General features: G+C 42.9%; 21 protein-coding genes, 1 tRNA gene and 1 pseudogene. 13 read left to right on the plus strand and 10 right to left on the minus strand.

The window, feature by feature from the left end:
* Positions 1–143: 143 nt before the first annotated feature.
* Positions 144–1,191 (minus strand): annotated as a pseudogene (locus RRG12_RS30390) (IS630 family transposase); the annotation flags it as partial.
* A gap of 122 nt (positions 1,192–1,313) precedes the next feature.
* Here RRG12_RS30390 and RRG12_RS30395 point away from each other — a divergent pair.
* From RRG12_RS30395 to RRG12_RS30405, 3 genes are all read left to right on the plus strand, one after another.
* Complete coding sequence (locus tag RRG12_RS30395) at positions 1,314–2,087, plus strand: SDR family oxidoreductase (RefSeq protein WP_420761799.1); 774 nt, start codon at positions 1,314–1,316, stop codon at positions 2,085–2,087.
* A gap of 62 nt (positions 2,088–2,149) precedes the next feature.
* Positions 2,150–3,241, plus strand: a complete 1,092-nt coding sequence (locus tag RRG12_RS30400) for an alpha/beta hydrolase (RefSeq protein WP_420761776.1) — start codon at positions 2,150–2,152, stop codon at positions 3,239–3,241.
* A 148-nt stretch (positions 3,242–3,389) separates the two neighbouring features.
* Positions 3,390–3,668: an aldo/keto reductase gene (locus RRG12_RS30405; protein WP_420761777.1), complete on the plus strand. Its 279-nt coding sequence runs from the start codon at positions 3,390–3,392 to the stop codon at positions 3,666–3,668.
* Here the strand turns inward: RRG12_RS30405 and RRG12_RS30410 are convergent.
* Both RRG12_RS30410 and RRG12_RS30415 read right to left on the minus strand, forming a co-directional pair.
* Positions 3,632–4,240, minus strand: a complete 609-nt coding sequence (locus tag RRG12_RS30410; RefSeq protein WP_069072765.1) for a hypothetical protein — start codon at positions 4,238–4,240, stop codon at positions 3,632–3,634. The two genes, RRG12_RS30405 and RRG12_RS30410, sit on opposite strands and share 37 nt — an antisense overlap.
* Positions 4,241–4,431: 191 nt before the next feature.
* A complete protein-coding gene (locus RRG12_RS30415) occupies positions 4,432–5,019 on the minus strand; it encodes a thylakoid membrane photosystem I accumulation factor (protein ID WP_420761778.1) in 588 nt (195 codons plus the stop codon).
* A 317-nt stretch (positions 5,020–5,336) separates the two neighbouring features.
* Between RRG12_RS30415 and RRG12_RS30420 the strand changes: the two genes are divergently transcribed.
* Together RRG12_RS30420 and RRG12_RS30425 are read left to right on the plus strand one after the other, a co-directional pair.
* A complete protein-coding gene (locus tag RRG12_RS30420; protein WP_420761779.1) occupies positions 5,337–6,674 on the plus strand; it encodes a MurT ligase domain-containing protein in 1,338 nt (445 codons plus the stop codon).
* A 142-nt stretch (positions 6,675–6,816) separates the two neighbouring features.
* Positions 6,817–7,635, plus strand: a complete 819-nt coding sequence (locus RRG12_RS30425; RefSeq protein ID WP_420761780.1) for a type 1 glutamine amidotransferase — start codon at positions 6,817–6,819, stop codon at positions 7,633–7,635.
* 252 nt (positions 7,636–7,887) lie between these two features.
* Here the strand turns inward: RRG12_RS30425 and RRG12_RS30430 are convergent, their stop codons facing one another.
* Complete coding sequence (locus RRG12_RS30430; protein WP_420761781.1) at positions 7,888–9,171, minus strand: alkaline phosphatase PhoX; 1,284 nt, start codon at positions 9,169–9,171, stop codon at positions 7,888–7,890.
* A 1,001-nt stretch (positions 9,172–10,172) separates the two neighbouring features.
* Between RRG12_RS30430 and RRG12_RS30435 the strand changes: the two genes are divergently transcribed.
* From RRG12_RS30435 to RRG12_RS30445, 3 genes are all read left to right on the plus strand, one after another.
* Complete coding sequence (locus RRG12_RS30435; RefSeq protein WP_420761782.1) at positions 10,173–10,664, plus strand: GNAT family N-acetyltransferase; 492 nt, start codon at positions 10,173–10,175, stop codon at positions 10,662–10,664.
* 101 nt (positions 10,665–10,765) lie between these two features.
* Positions 10,766–11,443, plus strand: coding sequence for a ComF family protein (locus RRG12_RS30440; protein WP_420761783.1), 678 nt, complete (start codon positions 10,766–10,768; stop codon positions 11,441–11,443).
* Positions 11,444–11,531: 88 nt separating this feature from the next.
* A complete protein-coding gene (locus tag RRG12_RS30445; protein ID WP_420761784.1) occupies positions 11,532–11,987 on the plus strand; it encodes a PPC domain-containing protein in 456 nt (151 codons plus the stop codon).
* A 65-nt stretch (positions 11,988–12,052) separates the two neighbouring features.
* Here RRG12_RS30445 and cobS read toward each other — a convergent pair whose 3' ends face one another.
* Complete coding sequence (gene cobS / locus RRG12_RS30450; protein ID WP_420761785.1) at positions 12,053–12,832, minus strand: adenosylcobinamide-GDP ribazoletransferase; 780 nt, start codon at positions 12,830–12,832, stop codon at positions 12,053–12,055.
* A gap of 362 nt (positions 12,833–13,194) precedes the next feature.
* On the opposite strand from cobS, the gene RRG12_RS30455 reads away from it, so the two are divergent.
* The 5 genes from RRG12_RS30455 (at position 13,195) to psbM (ending at position 16,252) form a co-directional block, all read left to right on the plus strand.
* The gene (locus RRG12_RS30455) at positions 13,195–13,647 is read left to right on the plus strand and encodes a hypothetical protein (RefSeq protein ID WP_420761786.1); all 453 of its coding nucleotides are present in this window, start codon (positions 13,195–13,197) and stop codon (positions 13,645–13,647) included.
* A gap of 128 nt (positions 13,648–13,775) precedes the next feature.
* The gene (gene tgt / locus RRG12_RS30460; protein WP_420761787.1) at positions 13,776–14,924 is read left to right on the plus strand and encodes a tRNA guanosine(34) transglycosylase Tgt; all 1,149 of its coding nucleotides are present in this window, start codon (positions 13,776–13,778) and stop codon (positions 14,922–14,924) included.
* A 78-nt stretch (positions 14,925–15,002) separates the two neighbouring features.
* Positions 15,003–15,140, plus strand: a complete 138-nt coding sequence (locus RRG12_RS30465) for a photosystem II reaction center protein K (RefSeq protein WP_006195022.1) — start codon at positions 15,003–15,005, stop codon at positions 15,138–15,140.
* Positions 15,141–15,324: 184 nt separating this feature from the next.
* Positions 15,325–15,621 (plus strand): 2Fe-2S iron-sulfur cluster-binding protein, encoded by a 297-nt coding sequence (locus RRG12_RS30470; protein ID WP_069072755.1) that lies wholly within the window; start codon positions 15,325–15,327, stop codon positions 15,619–15,621.
* Positions 15,622–16,135: 514 nt separating this feature from the next.
* Positions 16,136–16,252, plus strand: a complete 117-nt coding sequence (gene psbM, locus RRG12_RS30475; RefSeq protein WP_084227279.1) for a photosystem II reaction center protein PsbM — start codon at positions 16,136–16,138, stop codon at positions 16,250–16,252.
* A gap of 302 nt (positions 16,253–16,554) precedes the next feature.
* Here the strand turns inward: psbM and RRG12_RS30480 are convergent, their stop codons facing one another.
* The 5 genes from RRG12_RS30480 to RRG12_RS30500 form a co-directional block, all read right to left on the minus strand.
* Positions 16,555–17,406: a universal stress protein gene (locus tag RRG12_RS30480; RefSeq protein ID WP_069072754.1), complete on the minus strand. Its 852-nt coding sequence runs from the start codon at positions 17,404–17,406 to the stop codon at positions 16,555–16,557.
* Positions 17,407–18,154: 748 nt separating this feature from the next.
* The gene (locus RRG12_RS30485) at positions 18,155–19,726 is read right to left on the minus strand and encodes an alkaline phosphatase D family protein (protein WP_420761788.1); all 1,572 of its coding nucleotides are present in this window, start codon (positions 19,724–19,726) and stop codon (positions 18,155–18,157) included.
* Between the two features lie 317 nt (positions 19,727–20,043).
* A complete protein-coding gene (locus RRG12_RS30490; protein WP_069072752.1) occupies positions 20,044–21,309 on the minus strand; it encodes a glutamate-5-semialdehyde dehydrogenase in 1,266 nt (421 codons plus the stop codon).
* Between the two features lie 4 nt (positions 21,310–21,313).
* Positions 21,314–21,721 (minus strand): hypothetical protein, encoded by a 408-nt coding sequence (locus RRG12_RS30495; RefSeq protein ID WP_069072751.1) that lies wholly within the window; start codon positions 21,719–21,721, stop codon positions 21,314–21,316.
* 881 nt (positions 21,722–22,602) lie between these two features.
* Positions 22,603–22,674: transfer RNA gene (locus RRG12_RS30500), tRNA-Gly, on the minus strand.
* Between the last annotated feature and the right edge of the window lie 102 nt (positions 22,675–22,776).

Genomic DNA, 22,776 nt, shown 5'->3' on the forward strand with positions numbered 1-22,776 from the left:
AGTCGATATGTTTTTCAACAAGTTCGTAGTAATACCAATTTGAAAAAAGAATGCGACAAATAGACTATTTGTAGAGACGCGATTCATCGCGTCTTTACCCAAGGATGTGTTGCAATCATTAATTGAATTGGTATTAGATGCAGCAAAGCTTTATCGAGTAAAGACTTTAACTCATCTACTGATTGAAATAGACGATGAGCAATGTATTCCTTACATGAATACCAGACTAATTCGATGATGTTGTAATCAGGACTATATGCAGGCAAAAACTCTAATACGAAATTAGGGAGTTCCTGGGCGATTTTAACGAGAATGTCCTTACGTTTATGGAAACTAGCATTATCTAAAATTAAAATAATCTTGGGGCCAATATTCTGAAAATCATCGTTGCTGAATCCAGAGCTTATCCACTCTTCTTTAATTAATTTATTTAGTTGCTGTAATTGCTCATAAAAGATATCTCCCTCACCTTTTTTAATAAAAAAACATACCCGTTTCCGATCTCCTTCTCGGATTCCTCCCATAACATTGACCCGACCACGCCGACGTTGCCCTGTAAGATTTTTGCGTTTTCCTCGCTTACCCCAATTTTTACGGCGAATTACACGTAAACTGAAACCGCTCTCACGCCCATTTCCATACCTGCATACGCTCTGGTTGCTCTCTTGCTATTGTCAAATATTGGGCAAGCTTCTCTTGGAATTCTGCTCTAATTAGAGGATCTTGTTTATCTTCTAAATCATACTTAGCCCAAATATAACTATACTTTTTTCGCTTTAATATCCTCCTAACTTGAGAACTACTTAAATCAACTCCTGTTTGTTCTGTTAAATATGTTGCTAATCTTTCTGCTGTCCATCGACCAAATTCATAACCCAAATCTGATGGTTCTCTATCAACTGTTTTTAATAACAGTTCAATATATTCAGGCGTGGCTTTTCGGTTATGCTCATACTCTCGTTTATTATGTAAACTTTCTAGGTTATCTGGATCTCCATGCATACACCAATAAGCAACAGTTCTGGGCGAACAACCTAGAAATCTAGAAATTTCTTGTTGTGTTTTGCCATCGTTTTGGAGCAGAATAATTAAAATTCTTTCCCTTACGTGCGGTAGTTCGCTCTCCTTAAGAGCCTGCTGTAGCTGAGTAACTTGTTCTAAAATTAAAAAGTTTTTGGCTGGTGGTGGCATACTTTTTTCAATCGACTCTGCATTTATATTATGCAGCTTAAATGCCGATTAGCTTATCCCAACTGATCTCCGCATCTGGTGGTTTTAAGACCTTGTTAAGTAAAGAATTAAAGGAAAAAATCATGACAACGAACGAGAATGGAAAGTACACAGGAAAAGTTGCGTTTATAACCGGAGCAGCGAACGGCATTGGTCGAGCTACGGCGCTGGCATTTGCCCGTGAGGGCGCTAATGTAGTGGTCGCCGACGTTTCAGAACAGGGCAATCAAGAAACGGCATACATGATCGAAGAACTCGGCGGACGAGCGATCGCCATCAAGTGCAACGTAACGCAAGCCGAAGACGTGAAGGCGGCTCTTTCCAAGACTATCGAAACCTTCGGGCGGTTGGACTTTGCTTTTAATAACGCCGGTGTGGAGCAGAAAAATACAGCAACAGCCCAAATCGAAGAGGAAGAGTGGGATCGGATCGTAGACATCGACCTGCGCGGCGTTTTTCTGTGCATGAAGTATGAAATTCCGCTGCTACTCAAGCAAGGGGGCGGCGCGATCGTGAACACATCATCGGGTGCTGGGGTCATAGGCATCAAGGGCGGAGCCGCATACACCGCCGCAAAACACGCCGTGATCGGACTCACCAAGTCGGCGGCTCTCGACTACGCCTCGCAGAACATCCGCGTCAACGCCGTTGCCCCCGGTTACATTGACACACCGATGATGGATCGCTTCACTGGTGGCACTGCTGAAGGACGCAAGCAGGTAATCTCGGAGGAGCCGATCGGGCGGATGGGTCAGCCCGAAGAGATTGCCAATGCCGTTGTCTGGCTGTGTTCAGACGCAGCTGCCTTCATCATCGGACACACCTTGGTCGTCGATGGCGGTCAAACGGTGCAGTGATTGTTCGTCAAAGGCAGACGCGTCGAACCAAAGCTAACCAATCCACACATTTGGAGAACTCAATGAAACACCTGGTTATACTACCCCTCTTGATTAGTGCAATCAGCGCGACGACGGCGGCAGTTGCGCTCGACAAAACGCGCACCTCGCATAATATCTCCCAAGCACCCGCCCAGAACTCCACTGTGGTCGAGGGGGCAGACAACTTCTATAAGAGTGACAAGGTGACTATGCAGAAAGTTACGTTCAAAAACCAATACAACATGCAAGTTGCTGGGACTCTCTTCATTCCCAAAACCTTGAATCAGAGCGCCAAGAATCCCGCAATCATCGTTGGGCACCCAATGGGTGCAGTCAAAGAACAAAGCTCGAATCTGTACGCCCAAAAACTGGCTGAACAGGGATTCGTCACCTTGTCCCTTGATTTGTCCTTCTGGGGCGAGAGTGAGGGGCTGCCCCGCAACGTTGTTGCGCCAGATATTTATGCTGAGGATTTCAGTGCTGCGGTGGATTTTCTGGGTACTCGGCCATTCATTGACAGGAACCGGATTGGCGTTCTTGGGATTTGTGGCAGCGGCAGCTTCGTCATCAGCGCCGCCAAGATCGACCCGCGCATGAAGGCCATTGCGACGGTAAGCATGTACGATATGGGTGCGGCCAGCCGTAACGGGCTTAGGCATTCTACGACCCTCGAACAGAGAAAGAAAGCGATCGCGGAGGCGGCTGAACAGCGCTATGTGGAGTTCACGGGTGGCGAGACCAAATACACTGGCGGGACGGTGCATGAACTCAACGAGAACTCCACCGCCATTGAGCGTGAGTTTTACGACTTCTACCGCACTCCCAGGGGCGAATACACCCCCAAAGGTTCGTCACCGAACCTGACAACGCACCCGACGCTTACCAGCAACGTCAAATTCATGAACTTCTACCCGTTCAACGACATCGAGACGATTTCGCCTCGTCCCATGCTGTTAATCACGGGGGCAGATGCACACTCCAGAGAGTTTAGTGAAGATGCTTATAAGCGTGCAGCCGAACCAAAGGAACTTTATATTGTTCCGGAGTCCGGGCACGTCGATCTTTACGACCGGGTGAACCTCATCCCCTGGGACAAACTTCAGTCCTTCTTCATTCAGCATCTTAGCAAGTAAGGATCTTAAATAAGGTAGGTGACGGCGTTTCCTAACGCACCCTACAGAATTACAGGTTATTTGATCCACGATCCTAAGCGAACAACTGGCAAGAGCCACAGGAATGTAAACAACTAGGAGCATCCATTCATGTCCAACACGAAAGCTTATGCCGCAGCTAGTGCAACATATGGGCATGAGCTTTTCCGGCCCGCCTAAAGACATGCAGGAGACGACCGCCCTGCTTCGGGCTGCCGTCGATCGCGGCGTTACATTTTTTGACACCGCTGAGGTCTATGGCCCGTTCACCAACAAAGAGCTTGTGGGAGAAGCCCTCGCTCCCTTCCGCGGGCAAGTGGCGATCGCCACCAAATTTTTCGTGATTTTCAGCATTCCTACCCAACACATTAATCAACCAATGGGGCGATTTCCGGGATTGACTGCATGAATATATTCACTACCCGATCGCGGTCTTCCTCGTTTATAATAAGCTTCTTCTGGTTTACCCCATCCTAGCTGCAAAATCATTTCCAAAAAGCTAGAATTTTCCCACTTGCACAAACTTGCCCATTCTGTTCTTTGAACAATTATTTCTAAATCAGATGTGGCAATTTGTTGGTATTGTTTACTATTATTAAAACTCAAGTATAAATCCATCCCTATAGAGACTTCATACCAAAATTCTACGATGGAATTTTTAGCAGCTTTTAATATCTCTAAGTCGCAATTGAGGGCAATTAACTCAGTATCTATTTCGGGATAGTGCAACTTTTTTCCTTTAACTGTCAATTCCCGCCAGATAATACCGGAAACTCGATTTTCTTTCTGATATTCGTGAATTGCAGTTTTGAAATCTTGATAAGCAGTGAACTGTTGCAGCCCATCAGTGCTGATAAACTGGTCAATTACAGGATTGCCAGAGACCGTCATTTCTAATTTTAGACGTTTTCCTTTGAGGCAAGCTTGGCGTTCGGCTGCCAAAATTTGAATTAGTTCCTGGGTGGTGTAAACCTGTGACATCAGAATACACTCTAGTTAGTCATTGGTCATTAGTCATTAGTCATTAGTCAGTTTTTGCGGACTTATAGACTATAGATTAACTTTTTAATCTGTTAACACAGATATTTCAATATTATGCTTTGGCATCGGCAGAAATGTAGTAACAGATATCACTAAAAATTAGGGCAGACCAATTTGGTCTACCCCATAAGTTATCTAGCTAACTCACTACTGAACTCATTGAAGGCTCGTCGCTTTAGCTGTGCTGTTTCGGTGCGTGGTAATAAATCAAAGATTTTGCGAAATTCATCGTCTATTTCTTCAAAAGGTACTTGACCCTTTTTATTCAAAACTACTTCACCTGATTTATTAAATACTACGACTTGAGGAACACCCCCAGAATAGTAATATCCTGGTTCTGTAGGATCGTAAGTTTGTTTGAGTGGGATAGTATCTACATTAATCGGCATAATTTCTGCTACCCGACCATAGAATTCCTGTACCCGTGAAATGGAAATCGCATATCTTTTGGAATCGCTGCTGTCATCTAAATAAAAAGCCAAAAATATGGGTTTATGCTCCGCTAAAGTCTGTGCGAGTGACTGTCTCGGTGGAACTAATGAACCATTGCCAGCATAAACGACAAAAATGTTGCCATCATATAAATCATTATCAAGACCAGCATACGCAGGTTGCATACTTATAATGAAAAGACTTGCAAGCAACAACAGGCATTTGGACAACCACCTTTGCCAGCCAGTAATTTGTTTATGTAAAAAAAGAAACTTTGTGCTATTCATCAAAAGGAACCTTGCAAGCTACTACTTGTCGTGATTTTGTGCTGAATTCAGCAAACAGGGCTGGATATGTAATTACGCCCACGCACTATTTTTTTAAGATAACGCTTACTGAGATTATCTCTCGCAAGTGGCTGGTACTGCTACGCAAAAGTCAAAACAGAGGTAAAGTAGTGCAACTATAAGGCTCAACAATCCAAAATCGAAAATTCAAAATTGGTATGACTGGCTTTTTCACCCAGGATTCGCTAAACTCACAAGATTAAATTTGTAACTTAAAGACTATCAATTAGCAACCGCCAGAAGACTAGGGTACAGATATGGGAAAGAAAATACAATTCATAGATAGATTGCGATTAGGTTTCGCGGTGTCAGTAGCAAAAAGTGTGACGTTTATGGTGCGATCGCTCCATCTGGGTGCTGCTAGTGTATTACCAGGCGCAATTGCTCGTCGCATTGAACCCCGACTTTTACAATTATTGAGTCAGCAAGTTAAAAACGGGGTGATTTTAATTGCTGGTACTAATGGCAAAACCACTACAGCGCTGCTTTTATGCACAATACTAGAACGCAAGGGTTTTCGCGTCACTCATAATTCTACAGGTGCAAATCTGGAAAATGGCTTGATGACGGCGCTGTTAGAAAGCACCAACTTACTAGGTACGCTAAATACTGATTACGCCATTTTGGAAGTTGATGAAAATATTGTACCAAGAGTCTTAGCGCCACTCCAGCCGCGAATCATTCTTTGTTTAAACTTGTTCCGTGACCAACTCGATAGGTACGGCGAAGTAGACACAATTAGTAAGCGTTGGACAAAAGTTATTTCTACCCTACCAACAGAAACGGTGGTAATTCCCAATGCTGATGACCCAACTTTGTCTAACCTCGGTCAGCAGTTACCCCAACGGGTGTTATTCTTTGGCTTGAATGAACCAGAACATTATCTAGAAGCAATTCCTCACGCGGTTGATTCTATATATTGTCCCAAATGTGGACATTCTCTAGATTATAAGGGTGTTTATTTGTCTCATTTGGGAGATTTTACTTGTCCCAAGTGTGGTTTTACTAAAAGTAAACCGACTCTAGAAAGTAGTGAATGGTCGCAAATTCTGGTTGGTTTATACAACAAATATAATACTTTGGCGGCTGCTACTGCGGCTATTGAGTTGGGAGTTGATGAAGTAACAATCAGAGATACTATTAACACCTTCCAAGCTGCCTTTGGTCGGGCTGAAGATTTAGTAATTGACGGTAAACGCGTGCGGATATTGTTATCAAAAAATCCTGTAGGAACGAATGAAACTATTCGCGTAGTTACTCAAAGCACAGATAAAACCACACTGCTGGTATTGAACGATCGCACGCCCGATGGTACTGATGTATCCTGGATTTGGGACGTGGATACAGAGAAATTAGTCGAACGCGGTGGGACTTTAGTAGTGAGTGGCGATCGCGTTTATGATATGGCACTACGTCTACGTTACAGCGAAAAGTCTAGTGAGAGTAAGTTAAATTTGATTGTCGAAGAAGATTTGAAACAAGCGATCGCTACTGCATTAGAGCATACACCAGAGAATGAAACTTTACACATTCTGCCCACTTACTCAGCCATGTTAGAAGTGCGAGAAGTTCTGACTGGTCGTAAAATCCTTTAATTTGTCATTGGTCATTTGTCATTTGTCATTGGGCATTGGGCATTGGTTATTCTTCCCCATTCCCCATTCCCCATTCCCCATTCCCCATTCCCCATTTCCAATTCCCCATTCCCTATTCCCCATTCCCCATTCCCCAAATTTTATGAGTTCTCAACAACTAGAATTAACAATAGGCTGGCTTTATCCGACGCTGATGAGTACTTATGGCGATCGCGGTAATGTAATTACTATAGAACGTCGCGCTCAGTGGCGGGGATACGATGTTAAAGTGTTACCCCTAGATCAAAATTCCACAGCCGCAGATATTAAAACTGTAGATGTCATCGTTGGTGGTGGCGCACAAGACCGTCAGCAAGAAATTGTCATGCGGGATTTGCAAGGTGCAAAAGCTGACGCTATGCGCGAAAAAATCGAAAATGGAACACCGGGAGTATTTACTTGCGGTTCCCCCCAACTGCTGGGACATTATTATGAACCAGGCTTAGGACAACGGATTGATGGTTTGGGAATACTCGATTTAGTTTCCGTGCATCCTGGTGAAAATACTAAGCGCTGTATTGGTAACTTAGTAATTGAAGTTACAGCTTCACGTCTAGCGCGAGATTTAAAAGAGATGACGGGTAGCACACCATATTTGGTAGGCTTTGAAAATCACGGTGGACGTACCAAACTGGGAAAAGTGGAAGCTTTGGGGCGAGTGGTATATGGTTTGGGAAATAATGGTGAAGATGGGACAGAAGGAGCATTTTATCAGAATGCCATCGCTACTTATTCTCACGGCCCTTTATTACCGAAAAATCCTTTTGTCGCCGATTGGTTAATTCAAACAGCGCTACGGCTAAAGTATGAGGAAGCGATCGCGCTGTCGCCTTTAGATGATAGTTTAGCTATACAAGCAAGAGAAGCAATGTTTAAGCGGTTAAAAGTAAGTTTGCCAACTGTTGCTACAGCAAAAGCTTAATGTGAGTTTGCTTCTTGCTAGTATTCCTAAAGCAGTGATTTTGGAAACGCAAGGACTGAGACTTACTTCCGTAAAGCTATCACTGAAGATAATTTGCATATTCCCGTATTACGGGCATTGTACAAAATAGTTATGAATTAAGAGTAGGTCTTAGTTGAAAGCGATCGCCATTTGCTACTTCGAGATCAGGCGATCGCTTTTTCCCTAAAAATTACCCTTACTCATTACGGGGAGAATGGCTCGGAAAATCTATTATCTCCTACTCTTCCAAGGGCCCCAGATTGCAAAAATGATCCCAGGGGTTTGGATATTAACAAACATAGTCAGACCATTAGGAGAGAAGCAGGCCCCACAAAGTTCGCTAGTATTCAAGGCGTTACGTGCAAAATTATAGAGTTCTCCTTGGGGTGTTACACCTCTTAAGAACTGCTCACCAGAACCATCTTCGCAGAGAATGAGATCGCCAAAAGGTGCCACAACTAGATTATCGGGCATATCGAGTTCATTTCTAGATTGAGACTCTACAAACAGATCAATTTTCTCTTCACCAGGAATGTAGCGCCATACTTGACCACCGTTTACAGGGCCACCACTGGTAGCAACGAAGTAAAATGCACCCTTGCCATCATACCAAATGCCTTCCCCACGATTAAACCGGGCTGCACCTAAGCTACGGCCTTCCACTCGAACAGTATCTGAAGTTGGGTTAGGGTTAAGAATGTCTACCCAATCTACATCCCATTTCTGTCCTACTGTGAAACCTGTAGTGGTGTTAACCCCATTTCTACCTATAATTCTTAGAGCTTGGAGTCTGCCACCTTCTGCTAACTTGCCAGGCACATTGGGGATAAAACGATAGAAGAGGCTATCTCCTCTATCTTCAGTCTCATAGACATATCCAGTTTTAGGGTCTACAGCTACAGCTTCGTGATTAAACCTTCCCATAGCAATGAGAGGCACTGGCGTTACAGGCTCGGTGGCGCTAGCTGGAACCTCAAAGTTATAACCGTGGAACTGCGTGCGTCCGCTACCCGGTACACTTACATCCTCTTCACAGCTAATCCATGAACCCCAAGGAGTTGGGCCACCAGCACAGTTACGAATAGTTCCACCGAGAGAAGCAAACTGTTTGATTAGCTTGCGATTGGGGCCGATAACCAGGGTTGTAGTGCCACCTCTGCAAATCGGATCGTAGCGATTCGGCACTATTACTTGTGTAGCAGAATTGTTGCTCAACTCGTGGTTGCAAATCAGGATAGTCGTGTTTCCGGGCCCTTCGAAGGCTGCCATGCCATCATGAGCACCAGGCACTGGGTTGCCATCGGCCATGATATCGTTCGTGCGAGCTAAAATTCGATATTGAAATCCTTCTGGTAAGTCTAATAAGCCATTGGGATCTGGTAAAAGTGGCCCATATCCTGTGCCAATTTGACCAAAGGCTTTTTTCGCCAAAAGACCTTCTAATGGAGATATAGCTAAAGTTCCAGCAGCAGTTGCGCCTGCTACTGCAAAGAATTTACGTCTTGAAAATGTCATCAGGAACTTTTTGGTTACATAAAATACTGGACTAAACAATATGTGGTCTTGATTAAGCTTGGGTAATGATTAATTTAATACTGGATTATTTATTAATAGGAGAACTTTTAGCAAATTTTCCTAAAAAAATGAAAAATTTAGAATTTTAAAATTCAAAATAAATCAGCCAAGAGTCCTTAATATGGGGCTGTTTTTAGTTATTTAAGCCTAGTTTTTTGTTGGAAAAAATCTTAGTTTTATTGAGAATATATATCAATCAGATTTGACTTTTTCAAAAATCTAAATATATGTAAAGTGCGTTATAAACGCGTAACGTAATACTAGTTGCTATAATGAGGGGAACCTTCGCAATGCACTGGTTCTCCTACATCTATTTCACAAATTAAATATGAGTCTTACAAATCAATAAATTGTAATTTAACTTGTTTAAGTTTGTCATTGCGATCGCCATACTTGAAGCGGAGGCTGCCTCTAACCTAATAGTTGTGCGTTTAAGCCCTTGGAGAAGGTAATAGAGACTGATATCATGTCGTATGCTACTACATCCTCAATTGCCATTGTTGCTGTAACAAATGTTATTAAAACAGTTCATAAATTTCAAAGAAAAAAGTCTATAACTATGATAAAGCGGGGTAAGTAATTTATTTGTTGGAAGTCCTTCGCTTTCCTCCCTTCTTCTTTAATTTTAAATGATTATCATTATCGTAAGTTGTTATTTAAGTAGATTAACCGATTGACAAAAGTTACCTTGTCTTAACATCTCACAATTGTGGATAATTAGAAGTGTAAGAACTCAATTTCTGGCAAGAATATATCTGACTCTGCGTTGATGATATAGATGTAGTGCCAATTTATTTGTTAAAAATGACTGTTTTCAGCACTGGCACAATTCACGTTTTGAGAGTACCGCCTGAAATCGACTCTGCCATAAAAGCTATTTGCTGAGTAAATTGGGATATAGAACCAGAAAAATTTCTGTGTAAACTTGCCCAGCAAATGGTATGAAAAACTATTATCAAGATTTTTTAATTCGTGATTGGGTGGAAAGCGATCGCACGAGAGCCGCTGAAGTCATCAGTTATGTATTATCGGAATACGGTCTAGGTTGGGAACCAAAGGGCGCTGACCGAGATGTGCTGCGAGTAGAGGAATATTATTTAGCTACTGGGGGAGAGTTTTGGGTAATTGAACACCAAAGCCAGTTAGTCGGTACTGGGGCATACTACCCCATCCACCGAGGTGAAAAAGCTGTAGAAATCCGCAAAATGTATCTTTTGCCCAGCATCAGGGGTTTGGGATTAGGGAAATATTTGTTACAACAGCTAGAAGCAGCGATCGCAGAGCGTGGTTTTCAACAAATTTGGATTGAAACCGCCAGCGTTTTGGTGGAAGCAGTCAAGCTGTATGAAAGCAACGGCTACACTCCAGCAACAGGAGTAGAAACAACAAGGTGCGATCGCGTCTATTTTAAGTCATTAGTCATTGGTCATTAGTCATTAGTCATTGGTCGTTGGTCATTGGTCATTGGTCATTGGTCATTGGTCATTAGCTAAGGACAAATGACAAATGACAACTGACAAAGGACAATTCTAAAATGCACACTTGGATTAAAAATCTCACAGGCTTACTCAATCTTTTTCTTCAATCCCATTGCCCTTTGTGTCAACGTGCAACCTCGCAAGAATTTTGTCAAAACTGCACCAGACAACTGCAAAAATGTCAACGTAAAGACCCAATTTCTCTATGGAAAGAACCCATACCAGTGTTTGGCTGGGGAGAGTATGGTGGCCCCGTGAAACGAGCGATCGCGGCGATGAAATACGAAAATCAGCCCCAAATAGCTCGTCCTTTGGGTCAATGGTTAGGAGAAGCATGGTTGTTAAATTCACCGAAGCGAGATAGCCAGCCTGTGGTGGTTCCCATCCCACTCCACGCTAGCAAGCAAAAGCAACGTAAATACAATCAAGCTGCACTGATTGCACAAAGCTTCTGCGAAATAACTGGATTAAAATTGAAACTAGACGGTTTAGCTAGAGTGCGAGAAACGGAAGCGCAATTTGGTTTATCGGTATCTAAACGAGAAAAAAACTTGGCCGAAGCTTTTGCTGTTGGGCAAGAATTTCGCGATCGTCCCCCAAGTGTCCCAGTGCTGTTAGTGGACGACATTTATACTACTGGTGCTACTGCCAGGTCTGCTGTGCAAACACTTCGTCAGTATGGAATTGTGGTCTTAGGAATAGTAACAGTAGCCACTGCCGTCAAAGATGGATAAATCCAGACTTAATGGGCAAACTTTGACTGAAAAGTGGATTAATTGACCAATTAACCTTATTTTTGTAGAAAAATTCCTTGAAGTGTATATGAATAAAGTTTTTGCGGCAGGTTTGAAACAACTCATCATTATTCCTGCTACATTGCTGGCAATAGGCATAAGTACAAGTGCAGCTTTTGCTCAAAATAAATTGTATAGTCCAATACCTTTATCTAACAGCACTGAACTCGCCGATAGCCTCTCAGACAAAGACATTCCCACAGGTCAAGGTGGGTTTGCCCGTGATTACACAGTGAACTTGCAGAAAGGCGATAATTTAGCAGTTGACCTGTCATCTGAAAGCTTTGACAGCATTATCACATTACTAGCACCTGATGGTTCGACTCTGGCAGAAAATGATGATGGCCCTGATGGTAGTAGCAATTCCTTACTATTTACTCGCATCGTAGAGACAGGAAATTATGTTATTCGTGTCCGTTCTTTTGGGGAAACTGGGGTTGGGGCTTTTAAACTCAAGGTGACAAAGTTGCAACCGATTAAATGAGTGCTGAGTGCTGAGTGCTGAGTGCTGAGTTAGGAGTTTGAATTTTTAACTCCTCACTTTTCACTCTAACTCCCCAGAGCGGTCAATACGCAGAGAAATAAGGCTTCAGTCCACTCGACGACTGCGCCGTAAGTATCTCCACTGTGTCCGCCTAGTTTGTGGTTGAACCATGCACCAGTTAAAGTGGCGATCGCACTTCCAGCAATTATCATTGCCAGTGCGAGAAATAGCTGCTGTTTATCTATCAGCACAAGTAAACCACTCAAACTCAACAACAACAACAATCCCGGTAACAAATCTTTGTAAGAACGAATAGCTTGTTTATGAAATGCACCTTTGCCAGTTGGTTTTAGGTAAGGGTATCGCGCGATCGCCACCTGCTGTCCCCAACGTCCCCAGCCACAAGCAGCCATCAGCAACAACCAACGGTTTTCTGGTATATCCGTCAAAGCTGTTATTTTCAGTATCACCAAGGCGATCGCAGCCATTGCCCCAAAGGCTCCTGTAGCACTATCTACCATCACCTCCAGTCGTCGATCTGGATCACCCACTGCTAAACCATCAGCAGTATCCATTGCCCCATCTAAATGCAATCCTCCAGTAATGGCAATCCAAATACTTACTACCAAAGCACTACGAGTTAGCACGGGCATACCAAGATAATCCATCCCCGTATCCAGAAACCCTAAAATTCCCCCAATTATCAATCCTACAAGGGAAGCAAGACGTGCCACTCCCCCAAAGTCCAAACCGTTTAAATACGGTAGTGGAATACTTGTGTAAAATATAATACTAGCTGCCAGCTTTAACAGCAGCTTTTTCCACCACTGTTGCTGTTTCGTCATTTTTTGGTAAATTGCTGGATAATATTTTTGATCTCGGTACAACCGACATAACCAAATTTTAAAACTTTAGATAAGATTTACTTCTATCAGATATTCTCCTGAAAAATTTTGTTATGCTGGTCTAAGTGGCAATTAAGTAGTTTTGGGTCAATTTATATACAAAAATAATTGATTTAAGAAGTTAAAATTCCATCAGGGAGCAAAATTTGTGTTTTGTATTCGTTAACTAAAAACTTACTCCAAATTATTAGACGATTGCCCCATAAAATTGATATTTTTTTAAATGTAGGGAGTAAACAAGCTATTCAATTATGACAGTTTAGCTATGTTGTCGCTCTCCTTAGCTCAATCGCTATTTTCCTATGAGTCACCATCTACCCGACACCAGGATACCAGCTCCGTGCATTATTAACACGGGCATTATTGTGAATAAGCTCGACATCCGGCGATTGCTGGCAGATTTAGGTCGAGTCCACTACATCTACACCCACCAAGATAAGGTACTGAGCGAGGGTGAAGGGGATGTGATGGAAGTTTTTGCCAATCCGCAAAGGTCTACCTTAGTGGCAAACCATGCGCTATATTTGAATGTTTGTAGTTTTGATTACTTGGAACTAAAACAGTCACCGCAACAAGAAACCTACTTCGATTTGATGCAAGAAGGAGTGTGTCTGCGGTTGATTCCCCGCTCAACCCCCCTACAAGAACGACGAGAGCGAAGCTTCAATGTCAGCGCCATAGAAGCGATGATGGAGCAAGTACTCTCAGCCAGGTGGGATGCAGAAATCGACGATGACTGTTCTGATTCTTTCTAAAATAGCGACTGTTATACAAATTTATGTGAGGCTGCGCTTTATTGATGTAGGGGCAATTTATGAATTGCCCCTACATCGTATAGTTTTGTGTAAGTCCTATAGGCGCATCTTCAACAATCCAAAATGGCATGAGTGCGAATTTTTCTTTTCAATGTCTTGCTTGCTGTAGCGAAACCAAAGCTAGAGCAGGAGTGTTTTTCACCCCTCACGGTCTTGTAGAAACCCCCAGATTTATGCCAGTGGGAACGCTGGCAAATGTCAAAACTATCACCCCATCTCAGCTGCGAGATACTGGGGCGCAAATGATTTTATCCAATACTTATCATCTTCACCTACAACCAGGGGAAGCGATCGTGGCTGGGGGTGGTGGGTTACACAAGTTCATGGGGTGGAACGGCCCAATGCTTACAGATTCGGGCGGGTTTCAGGTCTTCAGCTTAAGCGAGATGCGAAAAATTACTGAAGAAGGTGTAACTTTCCGTTCACCCCATGATGGACGAATTATTAACTTGACACCAGAACGCTCCATCGAGATTCAAAATACTTTAGGGGCCGATGTGATTATGGCCTTTGATGAGTGTCCGCCCTACCCAGCGACTCGCCAAGAGGTAGAAACCGCAACTGAACGCACTTACCGCTGGTTAGAACGCTGCATGACGGCTCATCAACACAGTGAACAGGCGTTGTTTGGAATTGTGCAAGGGGGCGTGTATTTAGATTTGCGTTGTCGTGCGGCTGAAGCTTTGGCTAAGTTGGATTTACCCGGATATGCCATTGGTGGTGTGAGTGTGGGAGAACCACCAGAATTGATGGCTGAAATTGTAAAAGTGACAGCACCGCTTCTACCGCCCGACAAGCCGCGTTATTTGATGGGTGTGGGTACTTATCGAGAAATGGCGATCGCGATCGCATCTGGTGTAGATTTATTTGATTGTGTAATTCCCACCCGCTGGGCCAGACATGGGACAGCGATAGTCAAGGGCGGACGCTGGAATTTAAAAAATGCTAAGTTTCGTGAAGATTTTACGCCATTAGATGAAACTTGTCCCTGTTACACTTGTCAAAATTTTAGCCGTGCTTACATATCTCATTTAGTGCGATCGCAGGAAATTTTGGCTTATACCTTGTTAAGCATTCACAACATTACCGAACTAATTCGCTTTACGCAGCATATTAGAGAAGCAATATTGAGCGATCGTTTTGCCACAGAATTTGGTCACTGGCTCAACTCATCTGAACCAGCACCAGATGAAGGGGAAATTACAAATGACTATTGACAAATGATCAAGACTCAAACCATGTTAAGATACTTCTCAATTATGAAAGCTGTGTTGGATAGGTGGATTTAAACAAACATGGAAGCAGCACTTTTATTAGCAAAACTGCCTGAAGCTTACCAAATCTTTGATCCTTTGGTGGACGTTCTCCCAGTCATCCCTGTATTCTTCTTGTTACTTGCCTTTGTTTGGCAAGCAGCCGTGGGATTTAGGTAAGTTAATCTATTTTTCAATTTATAGGACAGGTACTCTACCTGTCCTATTTTTTGTGATGCAATGTTTTGCAAAGTTAATATTTATTAATATTTTGTAATGAATTAGTATAATAACTAAGATGTGAATCAAGCCATGTCAATATGAAGCCTTGAAAGCCAAGCTTAGAGTCAAGGAGGAATCAGTTATGGGTAATATCAAATTCGTTAAAGAAAATAAAGAAGTCGTGGCGGCAGATGGTGCTAATCTCCGGCTCAAGGCGATACAAAATGGTATTGACATATATACATTCATTGGCAAGATGACCAACTGCGGCGGTAATGGTCAATGTGGTACTTGCATTGTCGAGATAGTTGAAGGATTAGAAAATCTTTCCCCCCGCACAGACGTAGAAAACCGGAAATTCAAGAAAAAGCCAGAAAATTACCGCCTTGCCTGTCAAACTTTAGTGAATGGCTCAGTTAGCGTAGTCACAAAACCTTAACAGTACCGGAAGTCCCCACCCTCAACTCTTAGTAGGGTGGGGATGAATAGCGGGGGTTGAGGATTGCATCTAGAATTGATTTTAAACGAAGAGTCAAAACAAATTCGCTTATAGATGACGAATCCTGCTTGTTTTCCTGGTAAAATACCCAATATCTTGACCATCAATGCCATAAGCGAAAACCAAGCTAATTAGGTATATGTTGCAAGTAAAAAATTTGGGTCTTGGGAACCAGGACTCCTGCCCTTGGAGGGAATGTAAGACCAAAAAAACTGCGGAGTTTTTAAGGCTGTTCCCGATGAATTGGGAAGCTCAGACTTCAGCCGTAGGCAGGTCTGAGTAGTTCACGTTTTCACAATTTGTATCCAGTCAGTAGTCAAAATACTTACCAAAATTGAGTTTACTCATTTTGAATTTTGAATTTTGAATTTTGAATTTTGAATTGGTATAACTCTGTCATCGATGATGCTATCCTAATGTTGTTGACTGGAAATTCAAGAGAGGTTTTCTTGCCATGCAAGTTAATGACCTGGGGTTCATCGCGAGCATTTTGTTCGTACTTGTCCCCGCTGTGTTTTTACTAATTCTTTACATCCAAACTGCTAGCCGCGAAGGTGGAAAAGATAGTTAAGAGTTTGTGTATAAAATAAATAACCCCTGCACCAATAGTGTAGGGGTTTTTATTTATCAAACGTTAATTTAGCACTATCTCCTTTAGAGGATGTTTGAAAAGTCATGATTGATGTATAAAATTTTTTTACCCCACCCTAGCCCTCCCCTTATAAAGGGGAGCCACTGCGTTGGGCGGCTTCGCCGACTTGAAGCATGTGGCGTGAGGGAACTGGATTTTATTGTTTCCCCCCTTTATAAGGGGGGACTAAGGGGGGTAATAATTCGATTAAAATCACAACATACTACTTTTCAAACAACCTCTTAAGCGATTGTCCGCGCCAACAATACCGGACAAGTGGCATTAACTCGAACATAGTCAGACAAGGAAGAACCAATGAGTCTATCTATGTCAACAAAACTCTTAGCGATGGATGGACGACGATCTGGAGAACCGAGTAATAATAAGTCTATATTTAACTCTTCTGCCAATCGACAAATTTCTTCACCAGGTTTGCCACTGCTGATATAAGAACGAGATTGGATGCCCTGTTTTTCAGCTTCGGCAACGGCGGCTGCCAAAACTGGATTCTTGTCTGAGTTAACCTGAGTTATTTCCGATTTTTTACCGCCTAAATCTGTACTAATATTTGCCAAAATTAACTCGCCACCCTGAATATCTCGCAGTAGAAACAGTGCCAATTTTAAGCAGTTTTTTGATGAATCTGAATTGTCGATTGCCACCATAATCCGCTTAATTCTTTTGACGTAAATATCATCTTTCACCAGCAACATGGGGCGAGAAGATAGTTGAAAAACATACTGACTGACTGAGTTTGATAAAATCGATTGCAGCCGCTTCAGTCCGCGTGAACCCATAATAATCAAGTCAGCGTCGATTTCATCAGCTACTTGGCAAACTACATCTTTGGGATCGCCTTCGCGCAAAATTGAAGAAACCTCGCTAGGATCTAAGTTCAAAGTTTGAATGGCGTTCGCCAGAATTTTACCACCATTTTCCCATTTACTTGTCATGGTAGCAGCGGTACTTTGTGCTTGAACAACATGCAAAATGGTAACTTTTGCAGATTGAATTGAAGGGATTTCTTTCAGGGTTTTGAGCATTTCTTCCGCGTGTCCCAATCCCGATACAGCTAGCAAAATTCTTTTTATCATCTTACGAATTTTTGTTAAGTTTACTTTTGTTTTCGCTGTTATTAACTGGCTCAGGTCAGATTTTAACCGCCCTGCTTGACAACCTAGTTATGACTTACGCAACTGGCATATTATTTTAAGTTTGCAGTGTTCGCGCAGCGTCTCGCAGAGAGGACTTTAGTCCTAAAAATAAGGGCTGAAGCCCTTACTACAAGCAAAATAAATTATTTTTTGTGACACTTGCGTAAGTCCTGCTAGTTAGTAATTAGGCACAAACAAACTTTATTTTTTAGTATTTAACCCTCAAACAAATGACAAAGTATAAGAAACTCAACAAATGTTTAAGTCTATTTGCACCTAGTTACTTAAATTCTCAACTAGACTTCAATTATTAAGCATACTCTCAATTTAGCTTGAATAACTTAATAAATTATGATGTTAGTTATCATTTTTAATCTATGTTCACTTTTTTTAATTAGAAGTTAGTTAAGTATTGCAAAGAAATGCCAAAATAATTCTTTAGGAAGATTGATTCAGTGTAATCTCTAACAGGCGATCGCTTCTGGCTTGAATAGTCTACACTACTCCTAGATTTCCCATATTCTCCGATTTTTTTAAGTCTCTTGCAGTTTTTGTAACTCAGATAGGATTGCTATATCCAAACAGCAAAAAAATACGGGTGTTCTAATAGTTAAAGTCATATTTAATACTATATTAAAACCCCCCAGATTCTATTTGGGGGGTTTGATTGATTACTTGTGAGGTTTGCTTAACTTAGATGTGCCCCTGGTTGTCCGTTTTGGACTACAAAGGAAGCTAGGGTTTTAATAGAAGCATTCAAGTCAACAATGCTCGATACCACGCGGTAGTCACTTTGCCAGCGTTGTGGAGTAAGTTTGCAGCGGACGTATCCCCGGAAAGCACCATCAAAGAACTTAGTATGGGGATTGTTGGGTAAGGAAGCTAGAACTGGAGCAATGAATTGGGCAGGAAAGTCAGAGCTAATTGAAGTTCCTACGAACTCAGTGCCTACCGTCGGTGAGTTTGGGTTTTTAAAGTCAAGCTTTAGGTCGTTTACCCAACTAGAATGAATGTCTCCGGTAATCACCACTGGATTAGAAGGTTGGCGCTGGTTTAAAAAACTCAAGAGCCGATTACGTGCAGCTACGTAACCGTCCCACTGATCCACATTGAAGACACCTAAACCGGGATTACTATTAAAATTGTACTCGGCTAGTATAGTCTGTTGAGCAATCACATTCCAGCGCGATCGCGATTGGTCTAAACCTTTTTGTAGCCACTGCTCTTGTTTTGAGCCAGTCATCGTAGCATTTGAAGCAAAAGCTTCGGAGCAGCGAGGTTTCAGTCCATCATCACAAGGTTGGTCACTGCGGTACTGCCTGGTGTCTAGTACATTAAACTCAGCCAAATTACCGTAGGTGAACCGCCGATAAAGCAGCATATCTGGGCCATTGGGCAATGAAGACCGACGTAAAGGCATGTGTTCGTAGTAAGCCTGGTACGCATTGGCTCGGCGCTTCTTAAAAGCCTCTTGGGTTTGGTTATCTTCGGGGATTAAGTTGGCGTAGTTATTGTCAACTTCATGATCATCCCAAGTGACAATCCAAGGAAAAGCCGCATGAGCAGCTTGGAGATTCAAGTCAGTTTTGTACAGGGCGTGGCGATCGCGGTAGTCTTTAAGAGTAATTATTTCTGGACTATTATGCTGGCGGGGCCCACCAGATTGTGGGCCATATTCGTAAATGTAATCACCGAGATGAACCACAAGGTCGAGGTTTTCATCAGCCAAATGCCGATAAGCCGTATAGTAGCCATTTTGCCAGTCTTGACAGGAGACAAAAGCAAAATTTAATTGTTGGATAGAGCCATAAAAAGCTGGTGCTGTCCGAGTCCGCCCAACGGGGCTAGCTTCTCTACCCGCTTGAAATTGATACCAGTACCAACGGTCAGGGTCTAGTCCACGGACATCAACGTGAACTGAGTGTGCTAATTCTGGTGTCGCCAGCACCGTTCCTCGACGCACCACCTGTCTCATGTTTTCATCAAGGGCAACTTGCCACCGCACTGGAACATTTACGACTGGCATTCCACCTCCAGAAAGTGGATTTGGAGCTAGTCGTGTCCAGATCACAACACCATCCGGTAAAGGGTCGCCAGAGGCAACACCAAGACTGAATGGATAGCCAGAAAACCTTGAGTTAGCTGATACTGGATGCCATTGGCTAGCGATTGTTAACCCCGTTAAGAATCCTGCACCCAACAAAAAACTCCGCCGTCTGCACCGATTTGCTAACAGGCGCGTGCCATCCATAAGTTCCATATTCACCCCTACCCAGATGTAAATACAGTTGGCATTCAGGAGAGTCAGTTGTCCAAAGCACAAATAATGCTTGATTTGACTGATTTCTCAATTGCCTGCTCAACCAAATACAAGGAACCTAGCAACCTCGGATCAAGCAGAAATTAAGATTTTGTTAACTTTAAGATTGGATTGGGGCATTGGACATGAGGGATTCAGACCCCAACTACAGCAGTTTGCTTTTTAAGTAAGCGACAAAATGCAGGACTCACGCATCAGATATAAAGAGTTTCTATCTCCTGCCTCCTGCCTCCTGCCTCCTGCCTCCTGCCTCCTAATTAAAATCTGCCATTTCCCTGAACAATATGCTTGACGGTGGTCAAGGTTTCCAGGCTGATAAATCCCCGGCGATGACCTTTTTGGTTAGACATACCGAGAAACACTGAATCTCCCCGCGAGGGGTTGCGGGAAAAACGCGGGGAAGTGTTGATGTAGGTAGAGGCACTGTTAACTCCTAAAGCAAACTGGCGACTTTCCTGGTAGGATTCAGTCACGATGGAGTCGGCATGACCACTGCTGTATTGATTAATCCAAGCGATCGCACCCTCTAAGCTATCCACCAGTTTAAAAGCTACTGTCCTCGTTAAATAAGGGTTTCCCCATTCGCCTTCCTTCACCAACTGCAATTGGGGAAAAGCTTCTACTAGTTCTGCATCTCCTTTAATTTCAAAGCCTTTTTCCATCAAGCTATTCCACAGAACTGCTAAAGATGATGGCAAGGCTTGACGATGAATTAGTACCTTTTCAATGGCGTTGGCTTGATCGGGTTCACTTTGATGGCTATCAAGAATCATCCAGCGTACCATTTCCAAGCTGCTATTCAGCGACCAGTAGAGATAACAGTTACCCATCGCTGACTTTAAAACTGGGCAAGTTGCTTGTCGTACAACCTGCTGCACTAAGCTGGGACGTCCGTAGGGAATCGCTAAATTCACGTACTCGTCTTGGGTAACTAAATCCCGAATGGAAGCACCATGTTCTGCTGTGATCAGTTCTACACAACCTGGTGTTAGACCAACTTCTGCGATCGCATTTTGCAATACCTCAGCGATCGCAGCGTTAGAATGGCTAGCTTCAGTACTGCCTTTGAGAATTATACTATTGCCAGTTTTGATACAAAAACCCGCTGCGATCGCTCCTAAATCGGGGAACGCCTCATAAATAAATCCAATCACTCCCAAGGGCATTAACTGGGTGTAACTTTGGGAATCTTCCAGTTGATAATCAGCAGTTCTGACGCGCCGCAGCGGATCTGATAATTCCCCCAACCTTTGTAAAATGTCCACGGTTGTCTCTAGCCTTGTGGGAGTCAGCTTTAGCCAATCCAATATCAACTCTGGCACTGCCATTTCTCGACTAGCTTCTAAATCCAAGGTATTGGCTTCTAGAATGTCGTCAAATGAGCGCTCAAGAGCCTGTGCCATCGCCAATACTGCACGACTCCGGTCTGCTCCCTTTGTGATCCCCAACTTTAGGGAAGCTTGATAGGCTCGTTGGGCACTAGTAATCGGTTCGGGGTGGTCATCCAAAACTTCAACAGTCATTGAGTTAACGTCTGTAGGTAAGCCAGACCATTAGTGCTGGCAGAATAGCTAATAGCACCGCCACCATTGCCCAAGCAATAATGCTGGAACTATTTGCTAATCGCAGTGCTAATGGCAGCCATATAATCACTAGCACGAAAATAATGCCAAGTGCTATAGGCAGATAGCTTTCTCCCAAGCGGGGATGGACAACATGCCAACTATTTCCCATCCAACGCCAAGCCCGCTTGTAGGGATAGGTGGTAGAAAGCTGTTCTAGGACATGACCATTATCTTCTACTACAAAGATTTGCTGACAGCGATCGCAACCAAATGCTTCTGTCAGCGTAATCGGAATTAACTGACCCCGGCGACGACAGGGACAGGGGTATTCGGTATTGAAGTCGATTTTTTCAGGTTTTTGAGATTGCACAAGCGTTCTAATGACTTGAGCGTGTTTTACACGAACTACGAGAATATAATGTCTTGGTAAATGCCTGATAAGGCTTCTTTCTTTATATAGATAGACAGGCGATGCAAATATCGCCATGATTGCAAACAGTAGATGTAGCTAACTTAAGGTATCCTAATTGCCATATCAGTACGGGGTTCTCTGTTTGTAGTCTTTCCCCATAGCTGACAATCTTATTGAAAAATTTCCTTCTCTTCATCTGTCGCTTTCAAGGTAAGTGGTTGCGTTTTTGGGCATTTATTATGCTGACACACCTGGTACAATTTTAAGCCTACGTGGCGACCACTCCTAAAACAAATCGTTTGGGAAGGCTACGCTGATAAACAACAGACACCAATAAACCCGCTAATTTTCCTTGGGGTTACTATATATTACTATCCAACTATCAAGGTTAGATCGGGATTATCTCCAATCTGTATTCCTTGCATCTCATCAGCATTTCAAGAGCGGAAATTGGCAAAACATCTAGAGAATGTGTGTGACTCTTTGCCCAAATAGATTGTGGCTCACTTCACTGCTAAAAGACGTTTTGCACCTGACAACACTATTATTTAAGTAGCCACCTTTAGTCCAGTGTAATACACCCTATAGGAAACAAATTGATTACACCTATAAAGATTGTAGTCAAGCTAATGAATATCTAAACTATTGTGAAGCTGAGTTTTATATTTCTTAGCGAGTGGGTGACACAATTTGAGTGGGCAATATTCAAATTGGGAGAGTAGACGATTTGTTTACTCGATCTGTCCACAGGATTGAAGAGTGAATCGACGAACACTGAAATGCACCCTAAAAACACTAAACCCCTTAGAATTTTTTAACTCTAAGAGGTTTTAGTTGGAAGCGGGTGACGCGATTCGAACGCGCGACATTCACCTTGGCAAGGTGACGCTCTACCACTGAGCTACACCCGCAATCAATTGCCATATATCAATATCTCAGATTTATCCTTAATTGTCAACCCCTTAATTTATTTTAGTCATTAGTCATTGGTCATTAGTGAATAACAAAGGACA

The sequence above is a fragment of the Nostoc sp. CALU 546 genome, assembly GCF_048836525.1.

Coding starts and splice junctions, on each gene's coding strand:
- RRG12_RS30490 (WP_069072752.1), bottom strand. CDS start 21,309: ATGACTGTTGAAGTTTTGGATGACCACCCCGAACCGATTACTAGTGCC.
- RRG12_RS30440 (WP_420761783.1), top strand. CDS start 10,766: ATGCACACTTGGATTAAAAATCTCACAGGCTTACTCAATCTTTTTCTT.
- RRG12_RS30415 (WP_420761778.1), bottom strand. CDS start 5,019: ATGAATAGCACAAAGTTTCTTTTTTTACATAAACAAATTACTGGCTGG.
- RRG12_RS30465 (WP_006195022.1), top strand. CDS start 15,003: ATGGAAGCAGCACTTTTATTAGCAAAACTGCCTGAAGCTTACCAAATC.
- RRG12_RS30405 (WP_420761777.1), top strand. CDS start 3,390: ATGCCGCAGCTAGTGCAACATATGGGCATGAGCTTTTCCGGCCCGCCT.
- RRG12_RS30485 (WP_420761788.1), bottom strand. CDS start 19,726: ATGGAACTTATGGATGGCACGCGCCTGTTAGCAAATCGGTGCAGACGG.
- psbM (WP_084227279.1), top strand. CDS start 16,136: ATGCAAGTTAATGACCTGGGGTTCATCGCGAGCATTTTGTTCGTACTT.
- RRG12_RS30430 (WP_420761781.1), bottom strand. CDS start 9,171: ATGACATTTTCAAGACGTAAATTCTTTGCAGTAGCAGGCGCAACTGCT.
- RRG12_RS30470 (WP_069072755.1), top strand. CDS start 15,325: ATGGGTAATATCAAATTCGTTAAAGAAAATAAAGAAGTCGTGGCGGCA.
- RRG12_RS30435 (WP_420761782.1), top strand. CDS start 10,173: ATGAAAAACTATTATCAAGATTTTTTAATTCGTGATTGGGTGGAAAGC.
- RRG12_RS30425 (WP_420761780.1), top strand. CDS start 6,817: ATGAGTTCTCAACAACTAGAATTAACAATAGGCTGGCTTTATCCGACG.
- cobS (WP_420761785.1), bottom strand. CDS start 12,832: ATGACGAAACAGCAACAGTGGTGGAAAAAGCTGCTGTTAAAGCTGGCA.
- RRG12_RS30400 (WP_420761776.1), top strand. CDS start 2,150: ATGAAACACCTGGTTATACTACCCCTCTTGATTAGTGCAATCAGCGCG.
- tgt (WP_420761787.1), top strand. CDS start 13,776: ATGAGTGCGAATTTTTCTTTTCAATGTCTTGCTTGCTGTAGCGAAACC.
- RRG12_RS30455 (WP_420761786.1), top strand. CDS start 13,195: ATGAGTCACCATCTACCCGACACCAGGATACCAGCTCCGTGCATTATT.
- RRG12_RS30395 (WP_420761799.1), top strand. CDS start 1,314: ATGACAACGAACGAGAATGGAAAGTACACAGGAAAAGTTGCGTTTATA.
- RRG12_RS30480 (WP_069072754.1), bottom strand. CDS start 17,406: ATGATAAAAAGAATTTTGCTAGCTGTATCGGGATTGGGACACGCGGAA.
- RRG12_RS30410 (WP_069072765.1), bottom strand. CDS start 4,240: ATGTCACAGGTTTACACCACCCAGGAACTAATTCAAATTTTGGCAGCC.
- RRG12_RS30445 (WP_420761784.1), top strand. CDS start 11,532: ATGAATAAAGTTTTTGCGGCAGGTTTGAAACAACTCATCATTATTCCT.
- RRG12_RS30420 (WP_420761779.1), top strand. CDS start 5,337: ATGGGAAAGAAAATACAATTCATAGATAGATTGCGATTAGGTTTCGCG.